The following is a 19,989-nucleotide window of genomic DNA, read 5'->3' as shown; positions in this document are numbered from 1 at the left end:
CAACAGGGCGTTGCCGCCGAACAACATTCAGCCCTCACCCGCATCGGGGAAGGTTCCGCTCGCCACGCCCGCGCCGGTGCGCGCCGACGGCCGGGTGCCCGGGTTCAAGTTGGTCATCGCCGGGGCCGCCGCCCACGCCAACGCGCACGCGATGAACATGGCGATGAGCAGAGCGCGCTGCATGCGCTCCCGATTCCAGTCCCATTGCACCGCTCACCGAGTGGCAGGTGTGGGGCTCACGTGGCGTGGCAGCCCCAGGCTCCCTGCCTCAATCCCCTTCCACGAGCCGCGCGCGTCGTAGGCGATGAGCCTGCTGAAGAGCGACTCGGAGAAGTGACTCTCGGCCAGCGCGGCCTGCGTCGCAGCCTGATGGGCGGGACCCCTCGCATAGTCCATGAGCGCGGCCTCACTCTTCCAGATGGAAAAGGTGCACTGGCGAAACAGCGGCGCCTCGCCCAGGCCGATGCCCAGCAGGGCGTCAGGGTGCCGCATGATGGCCTCCTCCGTGGCGGGCGAAAAGCTGAAGAACCGGCTGGCCCGGGTGGGGCGAATCGAGCCACGCGTCAGCGAGGCGATCGGCCCCGTGGCGGGGCGCTCGACACTCTGGCCCAGCGGCAAGACGCCCCCCCACGCGCCGCGAATCGAGTACGCGCGCACCTTGAAGCTGATGCAGCTCGCGCCGTGCTGACGGTAGAGCCCGATGTGCTTCGACGACTCGAGGAAGGCGTCGGCCGCCGCGTCGTCGTCGAACGTGCAGAACAAGCCCTGGTGAGACGAGCTGGGCTTGACGCCAAAGCCGCCCTCGTACCCGCTCCCGAGCACCTTGCCGAAGCGCAGCCCCGCCCATCGCGCGAGCGCCCACCGCCCGAACACCAGGTGCCGCAGGCCTCTCCAGCGAGAGCCTTCGCCAAAGTCGACCAGCGCGAGCACCCCCACCTGGCCCACCACGGGCGCTGAAGTCATCGACGTCATCGGCCAGACGCGTACAGCACAGCCAGACAGACGCGTCGAGCGGCTACCATCGGGTCATGCCGAAGCCCCTCGAAGAACTCATCAATGCCAGTGAGCCGGGTTGGCCTCTGGTCAGCGCCTGGCTCCAGGCTGCGACCAACGGGCCCATCGAAGTGCTCGACGCGCTCCCCTCGCGCAGCAAGGACGTGCTGCTCGCGCTGCAGGTGACGACGCGCTCGCCGATGGGCGCCATCGCGTTTCAGACCGGCGGCCTCCTCATCGACTCAGGTTGGGTGCGGCTCTTCGGTGGCGGCTGCGCGCGCCTCGAGGGAGACCTCGCCCGGTGGAATGGCCTGGGCCCCTCGCCCCTCGTGCAGCCGTTCGACGGTGTCACCGCTGCGGTCGATGTAGCGCTTCATCATGGCCCAGTTGTTCGTTCCGGAGAAGTGCGAGATGCCGGTGAACGAGAGCACGAGGTGCTGCTCGAGGGTATCGAGGAAGCCGCTGCCGTCATCGAGCGACTCGCGCCGGTTGCCCCGCAGCTCGAACCAGATCGCGCTGGCGCCGCCGTAGATGGCGCCGTAGTAGTCCTGCTTCCCCGTGGGGATGGCGATGTTCTGCGCCTCGAGATTGGCCCCCCAGTCGATGTAGCGCTCGACCGGCGCATCGTCACCCGCCACCCGTGCGAGCGCGCCGCTGAGGGCCATGAGCAGGGCCGACGACGCACCGAGCCCCGAGCCCTTGGGCGCGTCGTTCTTCGTGGTCACGGTCACCCCCATCGAAGGCGCGTAGAAGCGAACCGCGCGCGCCAGCAGGTCAAGGGTGCCGCCTACCTTCACGTCGGCCAGCGAGGCGTATGTCTCGGTGACGTCGAGGTCGCGCGAGTGGAGCACCACGCGCCCATCATCGCGGGTCTCGACCTCGGCACGGCTGATGATGTCGATGCCCAGGTTGACGGTGAGTCCCCCGTCCTCAAAGACATAGAGCGGATGGATGTCGAGCGTTCCTCCCGCGAGATCGATGCGGTTGGGCGTGGTTGCGGTGACCTTCACGTGCATGTGCCTCTCTCTGATCAGCGTGCGCCGGCCATGGCGGGGGCGGGAGCGTATTCATAGAAGCCGCGGCCGCTCTTGCGCCCCAGGTACCCGGCGTCGACCATCTTGCGCAGCAACGGGCAAGGTCGGTACTTCGGATCGCCCAGGCCATCGTGCAGCACGTTCATGATGGCGAGACACACGTCGAGACCGATGAAGTCTGCCAGGGTGAGCGGCCCCATGGGGTGGTTCATCCCGAGCTTCATCACGGTGTCGATGGCCTCGCGCGTGCCCACGCCCTCCATGAGAGCATAGATGGCCTCGTTGATCATCGGCATCAAGATGCGGTTGGCGATGAAGCCGGGAAAGTCTTCCGACTCGGCCGGCGTCTTCCCGAGACGGCGGCTCAGCGCGACGATGGTCTTCACGACCTCGGGATCGGTCTGCGCGCCGCGAATGATCTCGACGAGCTCCATGCGCGGCACGGGGTTCATGAAGTGCATGCCGATGAAGCGCGATGGATTCGCGGTGGAGGCGGCCAGCTTTGTGATGGAGATGGATGAGGTGTTCGAAGCCAAAATGCCATCGGGGCGAAGCGCACCCTCCGCCTGCTTGAGCACCTGCTTCTTGACGCCTTCGTCCTCAAAGACGGCTTCAACGATGAGATCGAGATCGCGCAGCGACGTGACGTCGGTGCAGCGCTCGATGCGTCCACGCACCGCGGCGCGGTCTTCAGCGCTCAGCAGGCCCTTCTTCTCGAGAAAGTCGAGGTTCTTCTCGATGTTGGCCATTCCGCGGTCGAGGGCCGGGGAAGACTGATCGACGAGAACCACCGAAAACCCGTGATGGGCAAAGGTCTGGGCGATGCCGTTGCCCATGGTGCCGGCCCCGATGACCGCAACGCGTTCGATCTGCATGTTCGCAACCTCTTGTCTCGAGTCGGGAGCGGCGCGCCCTTGGCGGCCGTCACGCTCGTCTTCAGCGGCGCGGGTTTCGGTCGAACAGGCTGCGGATCCTGTTCCAGGCGTCGTAGAAGAACCACTTCACCTGGTAGCCGAGATCGGAGACATCGACCGACACGGCCTCCTTCTGGAGGCGAACGATCCGGCCGTCACGCTCGTATGAGATCAGAACGCCGAGGATGCTGGTGTAGAGCACCGTGTCCTCTTTGCCGCTGCCGTCGCAGACGACGAAGGCAACGTCCTCGAGATCATTGCGACGGCGAACCACCTTGCGCAGGCGGTGGTCATCACCGACCAGGCGATAGTAGATGAAATCGTTGGCCTTTATCTTCATCGGGTTGGCCCCCCCGATCTCGAGGATGTCACCCGGAAGGAGAAGCGGAGCCATGCCGGGATCGAGGTTGCGCGCGCGGAACGTTCGCTGCCCGAGGGTCTGCGCCTTGATGGTCTGCAGCTGGGTGGCAGCCTCGAGATCGCGCTGCGCCTGGGCCATGAGATTCGTCTTGGGCGCACGGCGCAGCGGTGGATCCTTGGGTGCCTCGACCTCTCCGGAAGCGTCTGATTCGCTCGGAGGTGTCTTGTCGGTCATCGATGCTCACGCTGCCGATCGACGATGTAGCGCCCGATCATGTCTTTTGTGACCTGGGTCATGCTCTGGAAGACAATGGCAATCGTGTACTGATAGCCCTGTGTCATGCCGAGCTGGACCCGCACCACCTTGCCCTGCACCGAGAGCGGGAAGACCGGGCCCAGCACGCGCACCTCGACCAGACGTTGCAGCGCCGGCTCGAAGTTGCTCAGCAGCAGGCACCCCTCGAGGCTGAGATCGATCATGCGCGCATCGTGCGGCTCGTCGACCTTCAGGGTGCTCCCCCCGAGCGTGGGAACGATGAGCGCGAGGTGGGTGGGAAGAGACACCTCGATGCGCACGAACTTGCGCTTCTGGTTCACGGGCGCCCCGTCCTTGGTCTTCCACGCCATCTTCTCCGGCCGCTCGACCCGAACCAGCAGCTCACCGTGCTCACGATGGGCGAGCAGCACGGCATCGAACTCGGTGGCACGGGCCTCGGTCATGAAGTAGAGGGTCACGGGCTGCGACGTGGGGATCTCACCATTCCACTCCGGAGGCGGCGTGATGTACACGTACTTGGGGTCGGCGTACATCGAGCGGCTCTTCCAGACCTGAGGAGATCCGCGCTCTGGCAGGTGAACCATGCGAACCTCGTAGTCGAACGGCTCGATGTTGAAGACCGCGCCCCCCGTGTCTTGTGCCGCGGGCCGCTCACCTGACGCATCGTCTTTCCCCGGCTTGCCCAGCAGCCGCTTGAAGAAGTTCAACCGAGCATCTCCACGGCCACCGCGACGCCATTGCCGCCCCCCAGGCAGAGCGTCGCGAGCCCCTGCTTGCCTCCGCGCTGCTGCAGCGCGTGGAGAAGGGTCACCATGATGCGCGCTCCGCTGGCCCCGATGGGATGACCGAGCGCCACCGCACCGCCGTTGACATTGACCTTCGCGGAATCGAGACCGAGCTCGTGCGCCACGGCCATGCTCTGCACCGAGAACGCCTCGTTCACCTCGAAGGCGTCGAACCTGTCGAGGCTGAGCTCGGGGTTGCGCTTGAGAAGGCCGCGCACCGCGGGCACCGGCGTGAGCATGACCCAGGCCGGATCGAGACCGGCCGTGAACCAGTCGCGCACGCGAGCAAGCGGCTTGAGACCCAGCTCTTCAGCGCGCTCGGCCGCCATGACCACCAGCGCCGCCGCGCCATCGTTCACGCCGGGCGCGTTGCCCGCCGTGACCGTGCCGCCCTTCTTGAAGGCGGGCTGGAGGCGTCCCAGCGACTCGAGACTGGAATCGGCGCGAGGGCTCTCGTCGGTGTCGACATACGTCACCTCGCCCTTGCGACCGGGCACGGGAACCGGCACGATCTCGGCCTTGAAGCGCCCGCCTTCGATGGCCGCCACCGCCTTGCGATGCGAATCGAGGGCGTACTGATCTTGCGCCTCACGCCCGAAGCTGTACCGCTCCGCCACGAGCTCACCCGTCTCGCCCATGTGGAAGTCGTGGGTGGCGCACCACAGACCGTCGTTGATCATGGCGTCGACCAGCTTGCCGTTCCCGAGGCGATAACCGCTGCGCGCCTCGGTGAGAAGATAGGGAACGCGGCTCATGTTCTCCATGCCCCCGACCACGGCGCAATCGATGTCGCCCGCGAGGATGGCCTGGCAGGCCAGAACCAGGGCCTTCAGACCACTGGCGCAGACCTTGTTGATGGTGAGCGCGGACACCGTGTCCGGCAGACCGGCCTTGAGCAGGGCCTGCCGCGCGGGATTCTGGCCCAGCCCAGCCGAGACCACATTGCCCATGATCACCTCGTCGACCTCGCCCGGCTCGATGCCCGCGCGCTTCACCGCTTCGCGAATCGCATGTGATCCGAGCACAGGTGCCGGGACCGAAGCGAAAGCGCCCATGAACCTTCCGATGGGGGTTCTCACCGCGCTCACGATCACGGGATCGGGGCGTTCTGGGCGACGCCGGCGGGGCTTCACAGCAGGATCGAGGGCTGGTTCGCCATAGGCGGAGGTCTTCTCTGCGGTCATACTCATTGCGGGAATGCTCCTATCAGTCGTTTGCAGGCGCTTGCGACGGATCAGCGGGCGCCTCATCGGGGTCGATGATGAACAGTGGATCACCAGAGCGCACCGTGGCGCCCTTCTCTACCTGAATCGAGGAAAGGCGACCACCCACGGGGGCGGAAACCTCGTTCTCCATCTTCATGGCCTCGAGAACGAGCACGACCTCCCCCTGAGCAACCTGCTCCCCCGCGCGCTTCAGCACGTTGACGACCTGACCGTTCATGGGGGCCGTCACGCGCCCGCTGGAGGCGCCTCTCGAGGCCTCGGAGCGTCCGCGCCTGCCCGGTCTGCCGGCCATCGGATCTTCGAGAGCGACGCGTACCTCGACCCCCTCGACCACCACCGCGATGGGGGCTCCCTTCGGATCACGGCGCACGTGCGCCCGAAAGGAGCGCCCCTCGTGCAGCACGTGACCCTCGGCGATCTCGAGGAAGAGGTCTTCTCCGTCTACGCGGACGTGGCGTGAGGTCAGCGTCTCTACTTCGTGGGTCTTGCCGCCGATCTCGACTCGATGCTTCATTCGCCTATATACTCGAAGCACCGTCGGAGTCCTCCGGCACGGCGCGGCCCCTTCAAGCCCCGGCCGCTCGGCATCGGCAGGCGCGAGACCTGCGCGCGTGGAACCACACACAGAAGACCCACTGACAGACAGGAGTCGACAGAAGCCCGCATGCGTGTGCGCAGAGGATTCACCCTCATCGAGCTCATCTCGGTCATTGCCATCGCCGCCGTGATCATGGCAATCGGCGTGACGTACATGCGACGTGCCAACAGCAACACCTCGGTGGGCGCCGACGCAAACCGCGTCAAGTCCATCCTCAGCGACGCCTCCAGCCAGGCGCGCGCCTTTGCCCCGACGGGGACGCAGACCACCCTGACCAACGCGGCCGCGACGAGCGCGAGCGTCAATTTCGATGAGGCCCAGCTCTTCCAGGGCAACACAAAGAAGGGGAACATCTCGCTCGACCCGATGAAGGGGCAGGTCCAGCTCACCGCCGATCTCGATTCATGGGTCGCGTCGAACATCAATACGAACCCATGGTACGTGAGGCTCTACGACAAGGGCGTGGCGGGCAAGGTCATCCAGGTGTTCGACAGCTCTGGGGGAGCCGGTGCAGACCTGACGATGACCATCTCCAACGATTCGGTGACAAGCGAGGTGCGCAGCGTGCAAGGAACGAGCACCATCACCGTGAAGTCACTGTAGCCCTTCGGCACGCGAAGCGTGATCGGGCGACCGCCAGGAAGGTCTGAGCCCGCCTGCTGGCCAACAACTGCGCAACCCAAGCGACACGTCGTATCCACACCTACTGGAGTGATGCATCCATGTCCCGCCTCCGCCTCTCCCTTCTCGCGCTCGTCCTGATCGTCGCGCTGCTCCCCGTGCGCGCGGCCCTGGCCGATGACGCCAGCACCATCGTGCCGGGCGTATCCGTGGGGCCGTTGCATCTCGGCATGACCGAGGAGCAGGTCGCCGGCATTCTCGGCAAGCCACAGCTGCGCGGCCCGGCCGCCGAGAGCGGCGACCCATCTGTGCCCGTTCAAGAAGGAAAGACAAGCCTCACCGTGCTGCAGTACTTCAAGCAGAAGCTCACGATTCTCGTGCGCTCGGGCAAGGTCAGCAGCATCATGGTCTTGAGCTCGACCTATCGCACCCCCAACGGCCTGAGCGTCGACTCGAAGATCTCAGAGGTCCAGACCGCCTACGGAACGGGCGTGGTGAAAGAGGGCAAGTACGGCCCTGACGTCAACTATCCGAAAGAAGGCATCCGCTTTCTCTGCCTGGGAGAACAGGTCTTCGGCATCGAGGTCAGAATGCCGAGCGGGAAGTAGCCGTGAGCGCAGAGCGCGAGCCGAGCCGCATCCTCGTCCTCTCCAACCCCCGTGTCTCGCGCAAGCATCCGGGGCTCAACGACGCGATAAAGACGCACCTCGCCGGAGCAACCCTCGAGACAGTCGAAGGGCCGGCAGCCATGAGCACGCGCGCGCGCGCCGCCGCCGATGAAGGCTTCGAGAGAATCGTCGTGGCCGGAGGAGACGGCACCGTTGGCGTCGTGATCCGCGCCCTGGTCGACACCGGCTCCTCCGCGCAGGGGCCCGCACTGGGCATCATTCCCATCGGCACGTTCAACAACTTCGCCCGATCGCTCGGCATCCCCACCGACGTGGCAGAAGCCTGCAGCGTCATCGAGAGCGGAACGCCGGCCCCTGTCGATCTGGGGAGGGTGATCAGTCGCAGCCCCGCCACCAGCTTTGTCTTCAAAGAGGTGGTGGGGGTGGGCATCGACGCCTTGGCGTTTGCCGACAGCGTCGATGTCGCCGGGCCGCAGAAGATTCCCCTCGGCGCCATGGCCGCCGTCAGCGCGCTGCTGAAATTTCGGCTCCACCCCGTGAAGTTCCGGTTCTCGACCACTGACCGTTGGGAGCGGTGCACGCAGCTTCTGGTGGCGAACACGCCTGCCTTCTGCGCCGCGTTCCCGGTCGCTCCGGAAGCCCTTCTCGACGACAAGCTGTTCCACGTGATCTCTCGGACCTGGCGCGGTCGCCTCCACATGCTCGCCGAGCTGCCACGCATCTTGTCCGGACGTCATTGCGAGCTCGAGCGCGACAGCACGCGCACGGCGAGCAAGGTGCTGGTGACCGGGCACTCGAAGGTGCTGCTGCACGCCGACGGCGAGTTCTTCTGCCGCATGCCCGCGACCATCGAGATGCTGGCGGGCGCCATCCGGATCATTCGACCCACGCGGGCCTAGCGCCGCCCCTGAGGCAGGCATCGCGAGGCGGCGTCAGCGCCACGCGATCAGCTGGCGCTCACAAGCCCGCGAAGGAACTCCACGAAACCACCCAGGCCCCCACCCTCAGACGACGCCTTGCGACCGCTCATGCCCGCGCGCATCTCCTTGGCGACATCGGCGTCACCACTCGCCATGCCGCGCTTGTAGCGCTCCATGACCTGGCGCACCTCACCGTCGTCGAACCAGAGGCCCTTGCACTGCGGGCAGAAATCGAGGGTGATGCCCGCATAGATCTTCTCGTTCATGCCCGACTCGTCGCGTGGACAGCGACGACGGGTGGTGTTGATCACATATCCCACGCTCTCCGCGGGAACCGCGTCTGCCCAGAGAAAGCGCCGCTTCATTGCGTCGCTCTGCAGAAACGTCGTGAGCTCCTTCGGATCGAACCACAGGCCGTTGCACTCGGTGCAGGCGTCGATCTCGAGACCGATGGCACTGTCGCGATAGGGCTGCAACGTCTTGGTCTTGCAGGCCGGGCAGCGCATGCTCACGATCGGCTCACCTCGAAACAGGGGCTGACATTCAGCTTGCGGTGGCCTCGTCGAGGGTCATCTGGCTGCCCGCCGGGCTCTTCGCGTAGGCGGCCGCCACGGCGTCCTCCGGGTTGATGGCACCCGCACCCTGCGAGAAAGCACCATACCGAGGCAGCGGTCGCGCAGTGTCACGAAGGATGCTCTTGACCTCTGCGGGTGTCAGCTCAGGGTTGGCCTCGAGCATCTCGGCCACCACGCCCGAGACGATGGGGGCCGCCACCGAGGTGCCCGGGGTGCCGACGTAGCTGGTGTCGACCAGGGGCGTGCGATCGGTGGCCGCGATGAGACGCTCGATCTCCGTGCGCGCCTGGGCGGGAGAGTCCTTGATCTTCTGCAGGGTCTCGTCGGTGAGCCCGATGAGGCGAAGCATGTCTTCAGGCACGCGCAGGAGAGAGGCGTCGTCGAGGCCGCGCAGCCACTGCAGCGTCTGGTTGATCTGCTCGTACTTGCGGGCCTGCTCCTCGGTGGGAGACACGGGCGCGTTGGGGCCGATGATGGCCTCGCCAGGGGCAAGGATGTCGGGCTTGGCGATGTTGGCGTACGTGGGCCCGCGAGAAGAGAAGTCCGGGATGCGGTCGTCGCTCGGCTCGGCCGTGTTGTTGTCGTCGTAGGCCCCCACCGTGATGACGTTGGGGTTGTCTCCGGGGGTGTTGATGCTGTGCGGCTCGGGCCCTTCATTGCCCGCTGCCGCCACCACCACGATGCCCGCTTCCACGGCGCGGTCGACGGCCTGGTAGATGGGGTCGCTCTGGGCGTTCACCGACGCGCGGTTGCCCAGCGACATGTTGAGAACGCGGATGTTGTACTTCTCGCGGTTCTCGATGACCCAGTTGATGCCCTTGAGGATGTCGGAGGTGCGCCCGCCCCCCTTGCTGTTGAGAACCTTCACCCCGATGATGCCGGCGCCGGGCGCCGGGCCGCGGAACAGGCCTTCGGACATGGCGCCGTTGCCCGCCGCGTCACCCGCCACGTGGGTGCCGTGGCCGTTGTCGTCGTACGGGACCGAGCGCCCGTTGACGAAGTCGACGAAGGCGACGATGCGGTCGTTGGGGCGGGTGAAATCAGGGTGCGGGTAGACACCCGTGTCGAGGAAGGCGATGTTCACGCCCTTGCCGGTGAAGCGCTGCAGCATCTCGGCGTCAAAGCGAGACTCGGTCTGCGCGGGGCGAGGCTCGGGCGAGGGGGGCGTCGCCACCTTGCCGTCGTCGAAGTGGGTGCCCTGACGCTTCTGATCGTTCGGGTGCGGAAGGATGAACTTCTGGGTCTCGTCAGAGATGAGAACGTAGCCCTGCTTCTCGAGAAAGGCGACGGTGGCGCGGTCGAGGCGACCGGTGATGCTTCCGGTGAGCGGGATCTCGTCGGTGAGCACGCTGCCGCGCAGGCCGTTCTGGCTGAGAAGGCGCTGCAGGCCCTCGCGCGAGAGCGGCTTGCCTCCCTCGGGCGGCGTGATGATGTAGGGGGTGGCTTTGGCGTCTGCCGCGCTGGGCGATGCGCCCGCGGCACGGGAGAGCTCGACGGCGTCGCCCACAACGGGAGCCGACGGCGTGGAAGGTGGCTCCGACCCTGGAAAGACCCGATTGCCCGATGACGAAAGCGTCTGGTTGATCGAGACCTGCATCAAGAACTCTCTCTCGCTCAAGGGGTGGTCGACGGCAGTGAGCGCATCACGCGCCGCCTGGATACGTCCTCACGGCGCACGCGCCGCTCCCCTGCCGGTCGCTCCCACAGAGATGCGGGGGGGACGCCGGACAGGCAGCCCATTCCTTGTTGACGTAATGATAGCACACCCACGGAGGGAAGTTGTTGCGAGGATGTAAATTTGACGTTCCGGATTGAAGATTGTCTGTGCCCCTGCTGCTCGACCCCCTTCGAAGCCGCCCCCGACGCCCGAGCCACCCGCTGTCCCACCTGTGGGGCGACGGTTCGCCCGCGACGGCGTCAGCACGAGGAGGCCATGCGCCGCCGGGCCGCCGAGGCAGGAGACCGTTCTGTGGCCTGGAGAGACGGCGTGTACCTCCTGGCTGAAGACGTGCGCTCGCTCTTCAACATCGGCAGCTTTTTCCGCACCCTCGATGGCCTGGGAGGCGCGCACCTGTTCCTCACGGGAATCAGCGGCACGCCTCCCCAGGGGCAGATCGTGCGCACGGCCCTGGGGGCGCATGCGTCCGTGCCATGGTCATACGCGGTGAGCGCCCTGCCCGTCATCACCGCGGCAAGGGCGCACGGGTGTCGGGTGGTGGCCCTCGAGTCGACCACGCGCGCCGTTCCCCTGCGTCAGGCCTGCCGCCCCCCCAGAGCGCTGCTCGTGATGGGCAACGAGGTGGAGGGCGTCTCCCCCGAGGTGCTCGACGCCTGTGACGACCACGTCCACATCCCCATGCGGGGCGTCAAGAGCAGCCTCAACGTCGCCGTCGCCGCCGGTCTGGCCCTCTGGCACTACACGGGAGACTGACCCTCGGAAGGGGCGTCGCCCGCATCGTCAGGGCCCCGCCGGAACAAGGGGTACAGCAGCGCGCCGCTGGCCAGCAGCGCGAGCCCCTGGGCCGAGTCGACGGGCTGCTCGATGATGGTGTTCACGATGAGCGCCGCAGACAGCAGAACGAACGCGATGGGCACCAGGGGATAGCCGGGACAGACGTACGGGCGCTCGGCATGGGGACGCCGGACCCGAAGCACCATCATGGCGACTCCGCCCAGGGCGTAGAAGATCCAGTAGCAGAAGATGACGTTGTCGGTGATGCGCTCGAACTGCGACCACGCGAGCAGCAGCCCGCACGACCAGATCCCCTGCAGGATGAGGGAGACGTGGGGCGTGAGGAACCGCGGATGGATGGCCCCCACCGAAGAGAAGAACATGCCCTCCCGCGCCATGGCGAAGTAGACGCGCCCCCCCGTCAGGAGCGAGGTATTCAGGCCGCCGAGCGACGAGAGCACGATGACCACCGACATGGCGAGCACCGCGCCGCCGCCCGCCAGAACACCCGCCGCCGAAGCTGCAACGGTCTTCGAGGTCTGCACGTCGGCCACCGGCATCAGCAGGTGGAAACCCGCGTTGATGGCGACGTAGATGGCGATGATGAACCCCATGCCAAACAGCATGGCGCGAGGCAGGTTGCGCTGCGGGTTCTCGACCTCGCCCGCGATGAAGCTGACGTCGATCCAGCCGTCGTACACCCACAGCGCCTTGATCATGGCCAGTCCGAAGGCCGCCCCCAGCGCCAGATGCGTGTTGGGCGGTCCGGCCGCCCAGTTGGCGGTGCTGGCCTTCCCCCCCAGGGCGATGCCCGCGAGGAGCACCACGAGTCCGAGGCTCTTCAAGACGGTCAGGAAGTTCTGCACGCTGGCGCCTGCACGCACGCTCACGCAGTTGATGAGGGTGAGCAGCATGACGATGTCCATGGCGCCGATCATCTGCTCGTCGGCGGCGAGCGGCGCGTGACCGAAGCGCTCGAGAAGGGTGCTGGTGGCCTGCATCACGCCCGCGGCAATGCCCGACAGCGACCCGGTCTGTATCAGGGCGAGCATCGCCCACCCGAAGAGAAATCCGACGAATGGTCCGAAGGCCTCGGTGAGGTAGAGGTAGAGGCCGCCCGAATGGGGGTACATCCCCCCAAGCTCGGTGATCACCAGCGCGCCGAACAGTGACAACGCCCCCGCCACCGCCCAGAGCAGCGCCACGTGCCAGGGATTGGGGAGCAGCTGGCTGATGGCGGAAGCCTTCAGGAAGATGCCCGTTCCGATGATGGCGCCCACCACCGTGGTGGTGGTGTCGAAGAACCCCAGGCTGCGGGGGAGGTCGTTGCGATCGTCGAGATGCGTCACTCAGGGGCGATTCAAGAAGACCATGCCTCTCCTCCTCCGCCCGTCTCTGATCAGAACGGGTGCTCGTCGCCCACCACGTCGTTGCGCAGGTCGACGATGGGCTCCTCTTCGTCCCGGTCGTGCAAGCTCAAGCGACGCAGCAGGGCCACGGGTTCTTCGTAGGGGAACTCTCGAGGGAGGGCGTCGTAGGGGTGCTCGGGCTGCTCTGCGGCGACCGAAGCCACACGGTCGCCCTGAACCTCATCCTGCGGAGGCGGGGCAAGGGTCTGCCGCGCCACCTCCGCCGCCTCGCTGGCCAGCTGGCGCAACGTGGCGCTGGCATCGAGACGCCCCACGGGCAGCAGCATCGCCATCGAGAAACCGGCTCCGAACCCCGCCAGGGCGATTCCAAGGGGGTGCGAGAGGAAACGAAGCGCTTCCGGCATGGAGAGTGGGGCAAGTGGTGTCGTCTGGGCTGCCGTCATGAGATGGACCTCCTCGAGCGAATGCGTTCGTTGCCGTCCGTGCCAAGAATACCAGCCCTAATGGGGTTTCACGCCCTCGCCAGACAGCAGCATCCTTCCGGTGGCAAAGCCCACGGCAATGCATGCGCCGGCCATCAGCCACGGCCTGCGACGAGCAAGTGCTCCGATGGCAGAACCGATGTCTTCGAGCGACCGTGATGCCGTCCAGGCCGCCGCCCGATCAAGTCCGGCGGCGAGGCGTCGCGTCCCGAGCGCCACCCCGACATGCCCATCCTCACGAAGGAGGTCTGTGGCCTGATCGAGCACGCGTCCCACCTCTTCGAGGCCACGCGCAACCTGGCGGCGGTCGTGATCGAGGCGGGCACACGCACCCGCTCTCGCATCGGCTGCCGCGCCGCGCATCACATCGCCCACATCGCGCAGCGCCACCCTCAGGCGATCGCCCGGCGAGGCAAGCCCATCTCCGTTGCTCTTGCTGGTGCGTTCCATTCCCGTCTCCCTCGAACCGCGATGGCTCTGTGCCAGGTCCACATCCGCGTCGCCACGAGCACCGGCGGTCGACACATCCGGACGGGCACCCTCTCTCGTGATACCCGTTCGCACGGGCCCCGAACAGGACATGCCCCTGGGTCTGCGTCGAATCTTCACCGAGCACGCCACGATGGGGCGTGCAAATCAGCCTTCGCCCCGACTCAGACCCATCACGAGAACCAAGGAGGGCCGGACGAATGAAGCGCGCCTACATCGTAAACCTGCAGCGCCTCGAGATGCCCGCTCCCACCGTCTACGTCCCCTACATCGACGGCATGCTGCGCGCCTACATCGATCAGCACGAAGACCTCCGCACGACGTGGCGCTTCGGTCCCGCGGTGTGGCGCATGCAGGGCGTCGAGAAGATGATGGCGCGCTTCGACCCGCCAGACCTCGTGGGCTTCAGCGTCTACGTCTGGAACTTCCAGAACTCGATTCGTCTCGCCGAGGCCATCAAGACGCAGTGGCCGGCCTGCCGGGTCGTGTTCGGTGGTCCGCACGTCCCCAACGAGCCCAGCGATTTCTTCGAGCGCCACCCCTTTGTCGATGTATGCGTGCACGGTGAGGGTGAGCAGACCTTCCGGGATCTCCTGCGGGCGCTGAACGAGCCCGAGCCCGACCTGGCCAGCGTGCGCGGCGTGAGCTATGTGCGCGACGGTCGACAGGTGTTCACCGCGCCCGCCGAGCGCATGAAGGTGCTCGACGTGCCTGGCCCCTATCAGAGCGGCTACTTCAATGCGTTCATGGAAGAGATAGAGGCCTTGCGCGACGAGATGCCGGTGCATGTGCTCGCATCGCTCGAGACCTCGCGAGGATGCCCCTACTCGTGCACCTTCTGCGACTGGGGCATGAGCACCATGAGCAAGATCCGTCAGCACTCCGAGGACTGGGTGCGCGGCGAGCTCGACTGGATCTCGGCCAACGGCATCACGACCGTCATCCTCAACGACTCGAACTTCGGGGTCTTCGAGCGCGATATCAAGATCATGGAGTACGTAGCCGACCTCAAGCGCCGCACCGGCTTCCCCCAGGCCTTCTACCCCCTGGGGTTCGCCAAGAACAACAAGGACCGCGCCTTCCGCATCAACCAGATCATCCACGATGAGGGGTTCGACACCGAAGGCTTCAACGTCAACTTCTCGCTGCAGACCCTCAGCAACGAATCGCTCGAGGCCATCGGGCGAAAGAACATCCCGCTCGAGGGCTACCGAAGCCTCTCCGACACCTACTTCAAGAGCGGCTACTCCCTGAGCCCCGATCTCATCATCCCGCTCCCCGGCGAGACCACCGACTCATTCAAGGAAGGGTACGCCGATCTTGCGTCGTGGCCGCACGTGAAGCGAATCCGCATCTACCCGTGCACCATCCTCCCCAACGCCCCCATGGCGAAGCCGGAGTATCGCGAGCGATGGGGGCTCAAGACCGTGATCTCGTCTCTCGATCCGCAGCGCGGCCTGCGCGCTGACGACCCGGAGCTCCTCGACGAGAAGATCGAGACCGTGCTGGCCACCAACACCATGAGCGAGCTCGACGTGGCGGAAGCCAAGCTGTTCGTCGCCGTGGTGAACGCCCTCGAGGTGTACGGCATCACCCGCCCGCTGCGCGCGCACGTGCAGCGCCTCACGGGATACGGCGGCGGCGTGTTCTACGATGCCCTCATGCGCTGGCAGCTCGCCAACGAAGGGGTCATGGCGAACGTCATCGCCAGCGTGTGGGAGCGCATGATGGCCGGGCCCTCATACGCAGACCAGATCGCATGGTCAGGCGCCAGCACGACGTGGGACGGGCTCGACATGCAGCTCCACAAGACGGTGGCCTACGACGTGCTCACCCGCGCACACCGCTTCGTCGAAGAGCTGCACGCCTTCGTGAGGGAGCAGTTCGACCTTCCCGCTGACGCTGATCTCGAAGAGCTGCTGGCCTTCCAGGCCGACACCTGGGTGCTGCCCGGCCACGATGCGACGCAGGCCCGCACGCACACCTACAACCGCGACTGGCCGACCTGGATCCGCAGCGGAGAGCACATCACCGGACCGATCACCGTGACCTTCGACGCGCATCTCGACTGGGTCGCAGACGGCTACGAGCCCACGGTCGATGGCTGGCTGCGCTTCGCCCTGGCCCAGAGCTCGGTCGACTCGAACGTGGTCGACGAACCATTGACCCCCCACGTCGAGATGTCGCTCAGCGCCTGAGAGCGGAACCCGACCACCACTCGCTGGAGCGCATCAAGCGGTGCGCCGGGTCGCGCGGGCCACGCAAGCGCTACAGCCGCCCCCCCCAGCGCGACTGAACCTCGAGCAGCACCGTGTCGGCATTGTAGTTGTTGAGACCTCTCGAGATCGACAGGCCGTCGACGTGCGTGAACCGCTGCACAGCGAGGTACGCACTCAGATCGCGCCCCGCAGACCAGGTCACCGAAACGCGCGGCACGGTCTGCTTCTCGTTGAGGAGCACGTCACGATTGAACGTCCCCAGGGTTCCCCCGCTCTGGAAGTGGACCACGCCCACGTCGACCATCACCTGCGGACTCGCCTCGATGCGCAGCATGGCCGTCTGCTGACCCACCGAGCGCCGGGTCGCCGAATTCGCGAGGCCAGGGGTTGCTCCGCGGTCGAATGACACCTCCTCCCACGAGGCATAGAGACGACATGGGGTCTTGGGAATGGCCACGTCCGCCGTGACGAGCCAGTCGAGAATCTGGCCCCGGACCTGGTTCGCGGCATTCGAGGGGAAGAAGACGTCGGCATTGGCATACGCGTCACGTGCCACGAGCCCAGGGTTGCGCTGGCCGAGCTGGCGCACGCTGCCTGTCAGGCCCCCCCCTCGGAACGGGTAGCGCGCGCTGAGGTTCCAGACAGCGTAGTTGGCCGGCATGTAGACCTGGTTGCGCACGTTGAGGTCTTCGTAGTTCGGTCCGATGGACTGGTACTGCAGGCGCACCTCGCCCTGCCTGCCCGGCCAGCCGCGCTGCACGAGGCCGGCCACAACCGCGTCGCTTTCCTTGCTGAACGCAACGCCATTGCGGTCGAAGCGACTCGAGGCAAACGCGCCGAACACGCTCAGGTCACCCACCAGCTTCGACGACCCATCGAGGGCCCAGAGGAACTCGTGCCCGCCCGCCACGATTCCGCGGGTGGGGTCTGTCGGCACCCTGAGGTTGTCACCGTACATGTTGAACGCCGACACCCCGATTCCCCAATCGGGCTTCTGAATCGCCGCACGTCCACCGACAGAGGCGCGGTACTGGTACCTGTCGCTGGGCTCGCTGGGATGGGTCTCCTGGTGGGCAGAGAGCAGCTCGAGCTCGATGTCGCCGCTCAGCAGGTAGACATCGGCGCCTCGCACCGCCGGTCTCGACGGTCCGAACTGGACATCGAAGGGGTAGGTCGTGCCAAACCCCAGGATGGAGAGATTGGCCTGGAAGGGGCGGAACGTGAGGTTGCCGAGGTCGATGAAGTTGCGCTCGCGTGCCCCCTCGACGGGGGAATAGATCACCGGCACGTAGTCTCCCACCACCGCGCGCAGCCGATGCCTCAGCCCCTCGCCGAGATAGGTCACCCGTCCGAGCTGGGTCGAGAAGCCGGGAATCGAGTACGCGGTCACGCGGCTGTGATCGACGAAGGCGCCGTACGGCAGGGTCGCGCCCCAGCTGCGCGCGAGCAGATCGTTGCCCCCCCGGGCGTAGGTGATCGCGTCCACCGACACGACCTTCCCCTCGCCCAGCGGGAAGGCCAGCCCGTACACCAGGCTCGTGGTGGCCGATCCCCCTCGGGCCAGCTGGAAGCTGCTGCCCGTGACGCCGTTGCTCGGGCTCCCGCCCACCGGGATGGACACCCGCGTTCCCAGGGCCAGGCGATCTGAGCGCAGCGGAATGGTTGACGCGAACGCGACCTTGCGCGCTTCAGCGACGGGCGAGAACGACATCGACGCCGCAGTGACCACCTGCTGGACATACCAGAACGCCCCGTGCGAGGCGCGCCCCAGTATCTCAGGGGGAATTCCCCAGGGCGACGGGGTGCCGGGAGAGAGCCCCCCCCTCCGCGGAAGCGCCTGCGCTTCCCGGGCGGCTCTCGCGGTGCGCACGCGACCTGTGGGAGCAGGGGAAGGGGAAGACGCAGGCGCGACAGGCGACGACGGCGTGGTCGAAGCGCCCGTGGGCACCTGGCCCGACGCGGCCACGGAGAGGCCGAACCAGACAGCCCCGGCAAGCAACAACCTCTTCACGGCGCCCTCCCTTACCTCTTGTCAGGGCGAAAGGTACACAGACAGGGGGGAGAAGTCCTGCGGCCGGCGCCGAGTCGCGTCGACGTACCCGTGCACTGAACCAAATTTTTAACAATAATCGCGCAAAACGTTTACATCTCAAAACGCAATCCGGGTGCAACCGCCGCTCAAACCCCCCAGACAAGAGACCAGGGGGAACGGAAAATGCAAGCCATCCGCACCGGTTACAGCCACAACAGCGTCCACGGCACCGAGCGCACGTCGCTTGTGTCGCAGGGACAGAAGCTGTGGTCGCCCGCGATGACAGGCGGTCTGAGCCTCAGCGGCGAGGAAGAGGAAGATGGCGACAGCCACCCCCTCGTCGGCTCGTTCCTCTCGATGGCGCAGAGCGATGACGCGCCGAAGGCCCAGGCAGCCAAGACCGAGGCCCCCAAGCCCCAGCAGGCCCCCGCCGCGCCTCCCGCGGGCGGCGGTGAGAGCGACGAAGAGAAGACCGGCGTGGGCTGGGACGTCCGCGACCGTGGCAACGCGCACACCGAGAAGAGCAAGGGCGCCACCGAGCAGTTCAAGAACGATCTGGCCGCCTACCAGAAGCAGACCCAGCAGATCCAGAGCCAGAAGACCGCGGGTGACCCCCAGGATGGCGGCGGCAAGCCCTTCGGTGGTGCGACCGGTGGCCTCGGCAACGGCAACCCGATGAACGCCGCGGGTCGTCCGGGCGCGGGCCTCTCCAGCCTTCAAGACCTGCTCCGCGGCCGCGGCCGCGACGACAAGAAGAATCCCCTCGACCGCAGCGAGGGCAGCACGGGCAACCTGCCCCAGGTCGGCGGCGGCGCGCCGATGGCCTCGAACGGCGCCAACGCCGACGCCCTCCACGCCGTGCGCGGCAACACCCAGACCGAGCTGTCGGTGAAGAAGAGCGACGGCCAGGCCCAGACGCAGATCCAGAACGAGATCAACAACCAGGAGTCGGCAAAGAACGAAGCCACGCGCAAGGCCGCCGAGGCGGGCCAGTCGCTGGGCACGCTGAACGCCGAGGGCGCACAGATCCAGACCGACCTCGGCCGCAACGCCGACGCCCGCAGCCAGGCCGCCGAGGCAGTGTCGAACAGCCAGCAGAACCTCGGCCAGCAGCTCTCCGGTGTCGACCAGGCGGGGGGGCAGGTCGAAGCCGCAAAGGCCGAAGACCAGCGCCTGAAGGGCGTCAAGAGCAGCGACCAGAAGATCCTGGGCCTCGACATGAACAACCTGGCGAAGGCCGCCCAGGACGTGCAGAAGGGGCAGGCGGGCGTGCAGGCCGGCCAGATGCTCCTGCAGGTCGCACAGGGCATCCTCCAGGCCGCGCAGGCGCTGCCCGACATGATTCCCGCGGGCCTCATCATGATCCCCAACCCCGCCAAGCCCCCCGCCGTCGCCTCGGGCACCGCGGCTGTGCAGGCCGCCCAGATGGCCCTCCAGATGGCGCAGCAGGCGCTCCAGGGCGCCCAGAACGAGCAGAAGACGGCCAACGCCAAGAACGTGTTCGACAACCCGATGGCCAAGAAGACCGAGCAGAAGAAGCAGAAGAACGAGCAGGAGCTCCGCAAGGCCGAGAGCGCGCTCAACGAGGCGAAGATGCGCGTGTCGCGCGCCCAGGAGACGCTGAAGGAGGCCCAGCAGCGCGCGGGCCAGCTCAACCGCGAAGGTCGCGAGCTCGCGGCCCGCGCCCAGGACAACCAGGCGCGTCAGGCGCAGCTCTCCCGCACCCAGCAGCAGAACCTCAACAACGCGCAGGCGGCCAGCGAGAACATCCAGAAGCTGCACGAGGCGCTCGAGAAGCTCGGCAAGGGTGGCGGCAAGGGTGCGGGCGCCCAGGCCGGCGGAGGTCAGGCGCAGAAGCCTGGCGCCAGCGCGATGCCCTCCTCGCAGGCCCAGTCGATGGCGGGTCAGGGCGCCCAGGGCCCCGGCCGCAACACCGTGCCCTTCGCGCTCAACCGCAAGAACGACAAGCCCGCGGCGGCCACGGCTCGTCCCGTGCAGGCCTCGAACGGTCAG

General features: G+C 66.6%; 19 protein-coding genes and 1 pseudogene. 7 read left to right on the top strand and 13 right to left on the bottom strand.

Annotation, left to right across the window (positions count from 1 at the left end):
- Positions 1-213: 213 nt before the first annotated feature.
- Complete coding sequence (locus EB084_04995; protein ID NDD27606.1) at positions 214-972, bottom strand: spheroidene monooxygenase; 759 nt, start codon at positions 970-972, stop codon at positions 214-216.
- A 56-nt stretch (positions 973-1,028) separates the two neighbouring features.
- Here EB084_04995 and EB084_04990 point away from each other — a divergent pair.
- Positions 1,029-1,277, top strand: a pseudogene (locus EB084_04990) (DUF2625 family protein).
- Here the strand turns inward: EB084_04990 and EB084_04985 are convergent.
- From EB084_04985 to EB084_04960, 6 genes are all read right to left on the bottom strand, one after another.
- A complete protein-coding gene (locus EB084_04985; GenBank protein ID NDD27605.1) occupies positions 1,236-2,009 on the bottom strand; it encodes a hypothetical protein in 774 nt (257 codons plus the stop codon). The pseudogene EB084_04990 and the gene EB084_04985 overlap by 42 nt on opposite strands.
- 14 nt (positions 2,010-2,023) lie before the next feature.
- On the bottom strand, positions 2,024-2,902 hold the full coding sequence (locus tag EB084_04980; GenBank protein NDD27604.1) for a 3-hydroxybutyryl-CoA dehydrogenase: 879 nt from the start codon (positions 2,900-2,902) through the stop codon (positions 2,024-2,026).
- A gap of 61 nt (positions 2,903-2,963) precedes the next feature.
- Entirely contained in the window at positions 2,964-3,536 is a 573-nt protein-coding gene (locus tag EB084_04975; GenBank protein ID NDD27603.1) for a hypothetical protein, read from the bottom strand.
- The gene (locus tag EB084_04970) at positions 3,533-4,285 is read right to left on the bottom strand and encodes a PilZ domain-containing protein (GenBank protein ID NDD27602.1); all 753 of its coding nucleotides are present in this window, start codon (positions 4,283-4,285) and stop codon (positions 3,533-3,535) included. The genes EB084_04975 and EB084_04970 overlap by 4 nt, the downstream gene beginning before the upstream one ends.
- Positions 4,282-5,547: an acetyl-CoA C-acetyltransferase gene (locus EB084_04965; GenBank protein NDD27601.1), complete on the bottom strand. Its 1,266-nt coding sequence runs from the start codon at positions 5,545-5,547 to the stop codon at positions 4,282-4,284. Before EB084_04965 ends, EB084_04970 begins: the two co-directional genes overlap by 4 nt.
- A gap of 22 nt (positions 5,548-5,569) precedes the next feature.
- On the bottom strand, positions 5,570-6,103 hold the full coding sequence (locus tag EB084_04960; GenBank protein NDD27600.1) for an acetyl-CoA carboxylase biotin carboxyl carrier protein subunit: 534 nt from the start codon (positions 6,101-6,103) through the stop codon (positions 5,570-5,572).
- Here EB084_04960 and EB084_04955 point away from each other — a divergent pair.
- The 3 genes from EB084_04955 to EB084_04945 all read left to right on the top strand — a co-directional run bounded on the left by EB084_04955 (position 6,095) and on the right by EB084_04945 (position 8,336).
- Positions 6,095-6,790, top strand: a complete 696-nt coding sequence (locus EB084_04955) for a prepilin-type N-terminal cleavage/methylation domain-containing protein (GenBank protein ID NDD27599.1) — start codon at positions 6,095-6,097, stop codon at positions 6,788-6,790. The genes EB084_04960 and EB084_04955 overlap by 9 nt on opposite strands.
- 119 nt (positions 6,791-6,909) lie before the next feature.
- Positions 6,910-7,416, top strand: a complete 507-nt coding sequence (locus EB084_04950; GenBank protein NDD27598.1) for a hypothetical protein — start codon at positions 6,910-6,912, stop codon at positions 7,414-7,416.
- Positions 7,362-8,336 (top strand): hypothetical protein, encoded by a 975-nt coding sequence (locus tag EB084_04945; protein ID NDD27597.1) that lies wholly within the window; start codon positions 7,362-7,364, stop codon positions 8,334-8,336. Before EB084_04950 ends, EB084_04945 begins: the two co-directional genes overlap by 55 nt.
- Before the next feature lie 47 nt (positions 8,337-8,383).
- On the opposite strand, the gene EB084_04940 is transcribed toward EB084_04945, so the two are convergent.
- Together EB084_04940 and EB084_04935 are read right to left on the bottom strand one after the other, a co-directional pair.
- Positions 8,384-8,869 carry a hypothetical protein gene (locus EB084_04940; protein ID NDD27596.1) on the bottom strand — a complete coding sequence of 162 codons (486 nt, stop codon included), beginning with the start codon at positions 8,867-8,869 and terminating at the stop codon, positions 8,384-8,386.
- A gap of 31 nt (positions 8,870-8,900) precedes the next feature.
- Positions 8,901-10,529 (bottom strand): hypothetical protein, encoded by a 1,629-nt coding sequence (locus tag EB084_04935; GenBank protein ID NDD27595.1) that lies wholly within the window; start codon positions 10,527-10,529, stop codon positions 8,901-8,903.
- A 336-nt stretch (positions 10,530-10,865) separates the two neighbouring features.
- Here EB084_04935 and EB084_04930 point away from each other — a divergent pair, with 336 nt between their 5' ends.
- A complete protein-coding gene (locus EB084_04930) occupies positions 10,866-11,363 on the top strand; it encodes a TrmH family RNA methyltransferase (GenBank protein ID NDD27594.1) in 498 nt (165 codons plus the stop codon).
- Here the strand turns inward: EB084_04930 and EB084_04925 are convergent.
- Genes EB084_04925 through EB084_04915 form a run of 3 tightly spaced genes read right to left on the bottom strand, consistent with a single transcriptional unit; the run spans position 11,348 to position 13,686 of the window.
- The gene (locus EB084_04925; protein ID NDD27593.1) at positions 11,348-12,733 is read right to left on the bottom strand and encodes an amino acid permease; all 1,386 of its coding nucleotides are present in this window, start codon (positions 12,731-12,733) and stop codon (positions 11,348-11,350) included. The genes EB084_04930 and EB084_04925 overlap by 16 nt on opposite strands.
- Positions 12,734-12,783: 50 nt before the next feature.
- On the bottom strand, positions 12,784-13,197 hold the full coding sequence (locus EB084_04920; protein NDD27592.1) for a hypothetical protein: 414 nt from the start codon (positions 13,195-13,197) through the stop codon (positions 12,784-12,786).
- Positions 13,198-13,254: 57 nt separating this feature from the next.
- On the bottom strand, positions 13,255-13,686 hold the full coding sequence (locus tag EB084_04915; GenBank protein ID NDD27591.1) for a hypothetical protein: 432 nt from the start codon (positions 13,684-13,686) through the stop codon (positions 13,255-13,257).
- A gap of 239 nt (positions 13,687-13,925) precedes the next feature.
- Between EB084_04915 and EB084_04910 the strand changes: the two genes are divergently transcribed.
- The gene (locus tag EB084_04910; GenBank protein NDD27590.1) at positions 13,926-15,923 is read left to right on the top strand and encodes a hypothetical protein; all 1,998 of its coding nucleotides are present in this window, start codon (positions 13,926-13,928) and stop codon (positions 15,921-15,923) included.
- A 70-nt stretch (positions 15,924-15,993) separates the two neighbouring features.
- On the opposite strand, the gene EB084_04905 is transcribed toward EB084_04910, so the two are convergent.
- Positions 15,994-17,655 (bottom strand): hypothetical protein, encoded by a 1,662-nt coding sequence (locus EB084_04905; GenBank protein NDD27589.1) that lies wholly within the window; start codon positions 17,653-17,655, stop codon positions 15,994-15,996.
- A 504-nt stretch (positions 17,656-18,159) separates the two neighbouring features.
- Between EB084_04905 and EB084_04900 the strand changes: the two genes are divergently transcribed.
- Positions 18,160-19,989: hypothetical protein (locus EB084_04900; GenBank protein ID NDD27588.1), on the top strand; the 1,830-nt coding region annotated here is incomplete at its 3' end.

The organism is Pseudomonadota bacterium (genome assembly GCA_010028905.1).
In the GTDB taxonomy this organism is placed as follows: Bacteria; Vulcanimicrobiota; Xenobia; order RGZZ01; family RGZZ01; genus RGZZ01.
The sequence above is the reverse complement of the archived record's forward strand: the minus strand, read 5'-3'. Positions and strand labels throughout refer to the sequence as shown.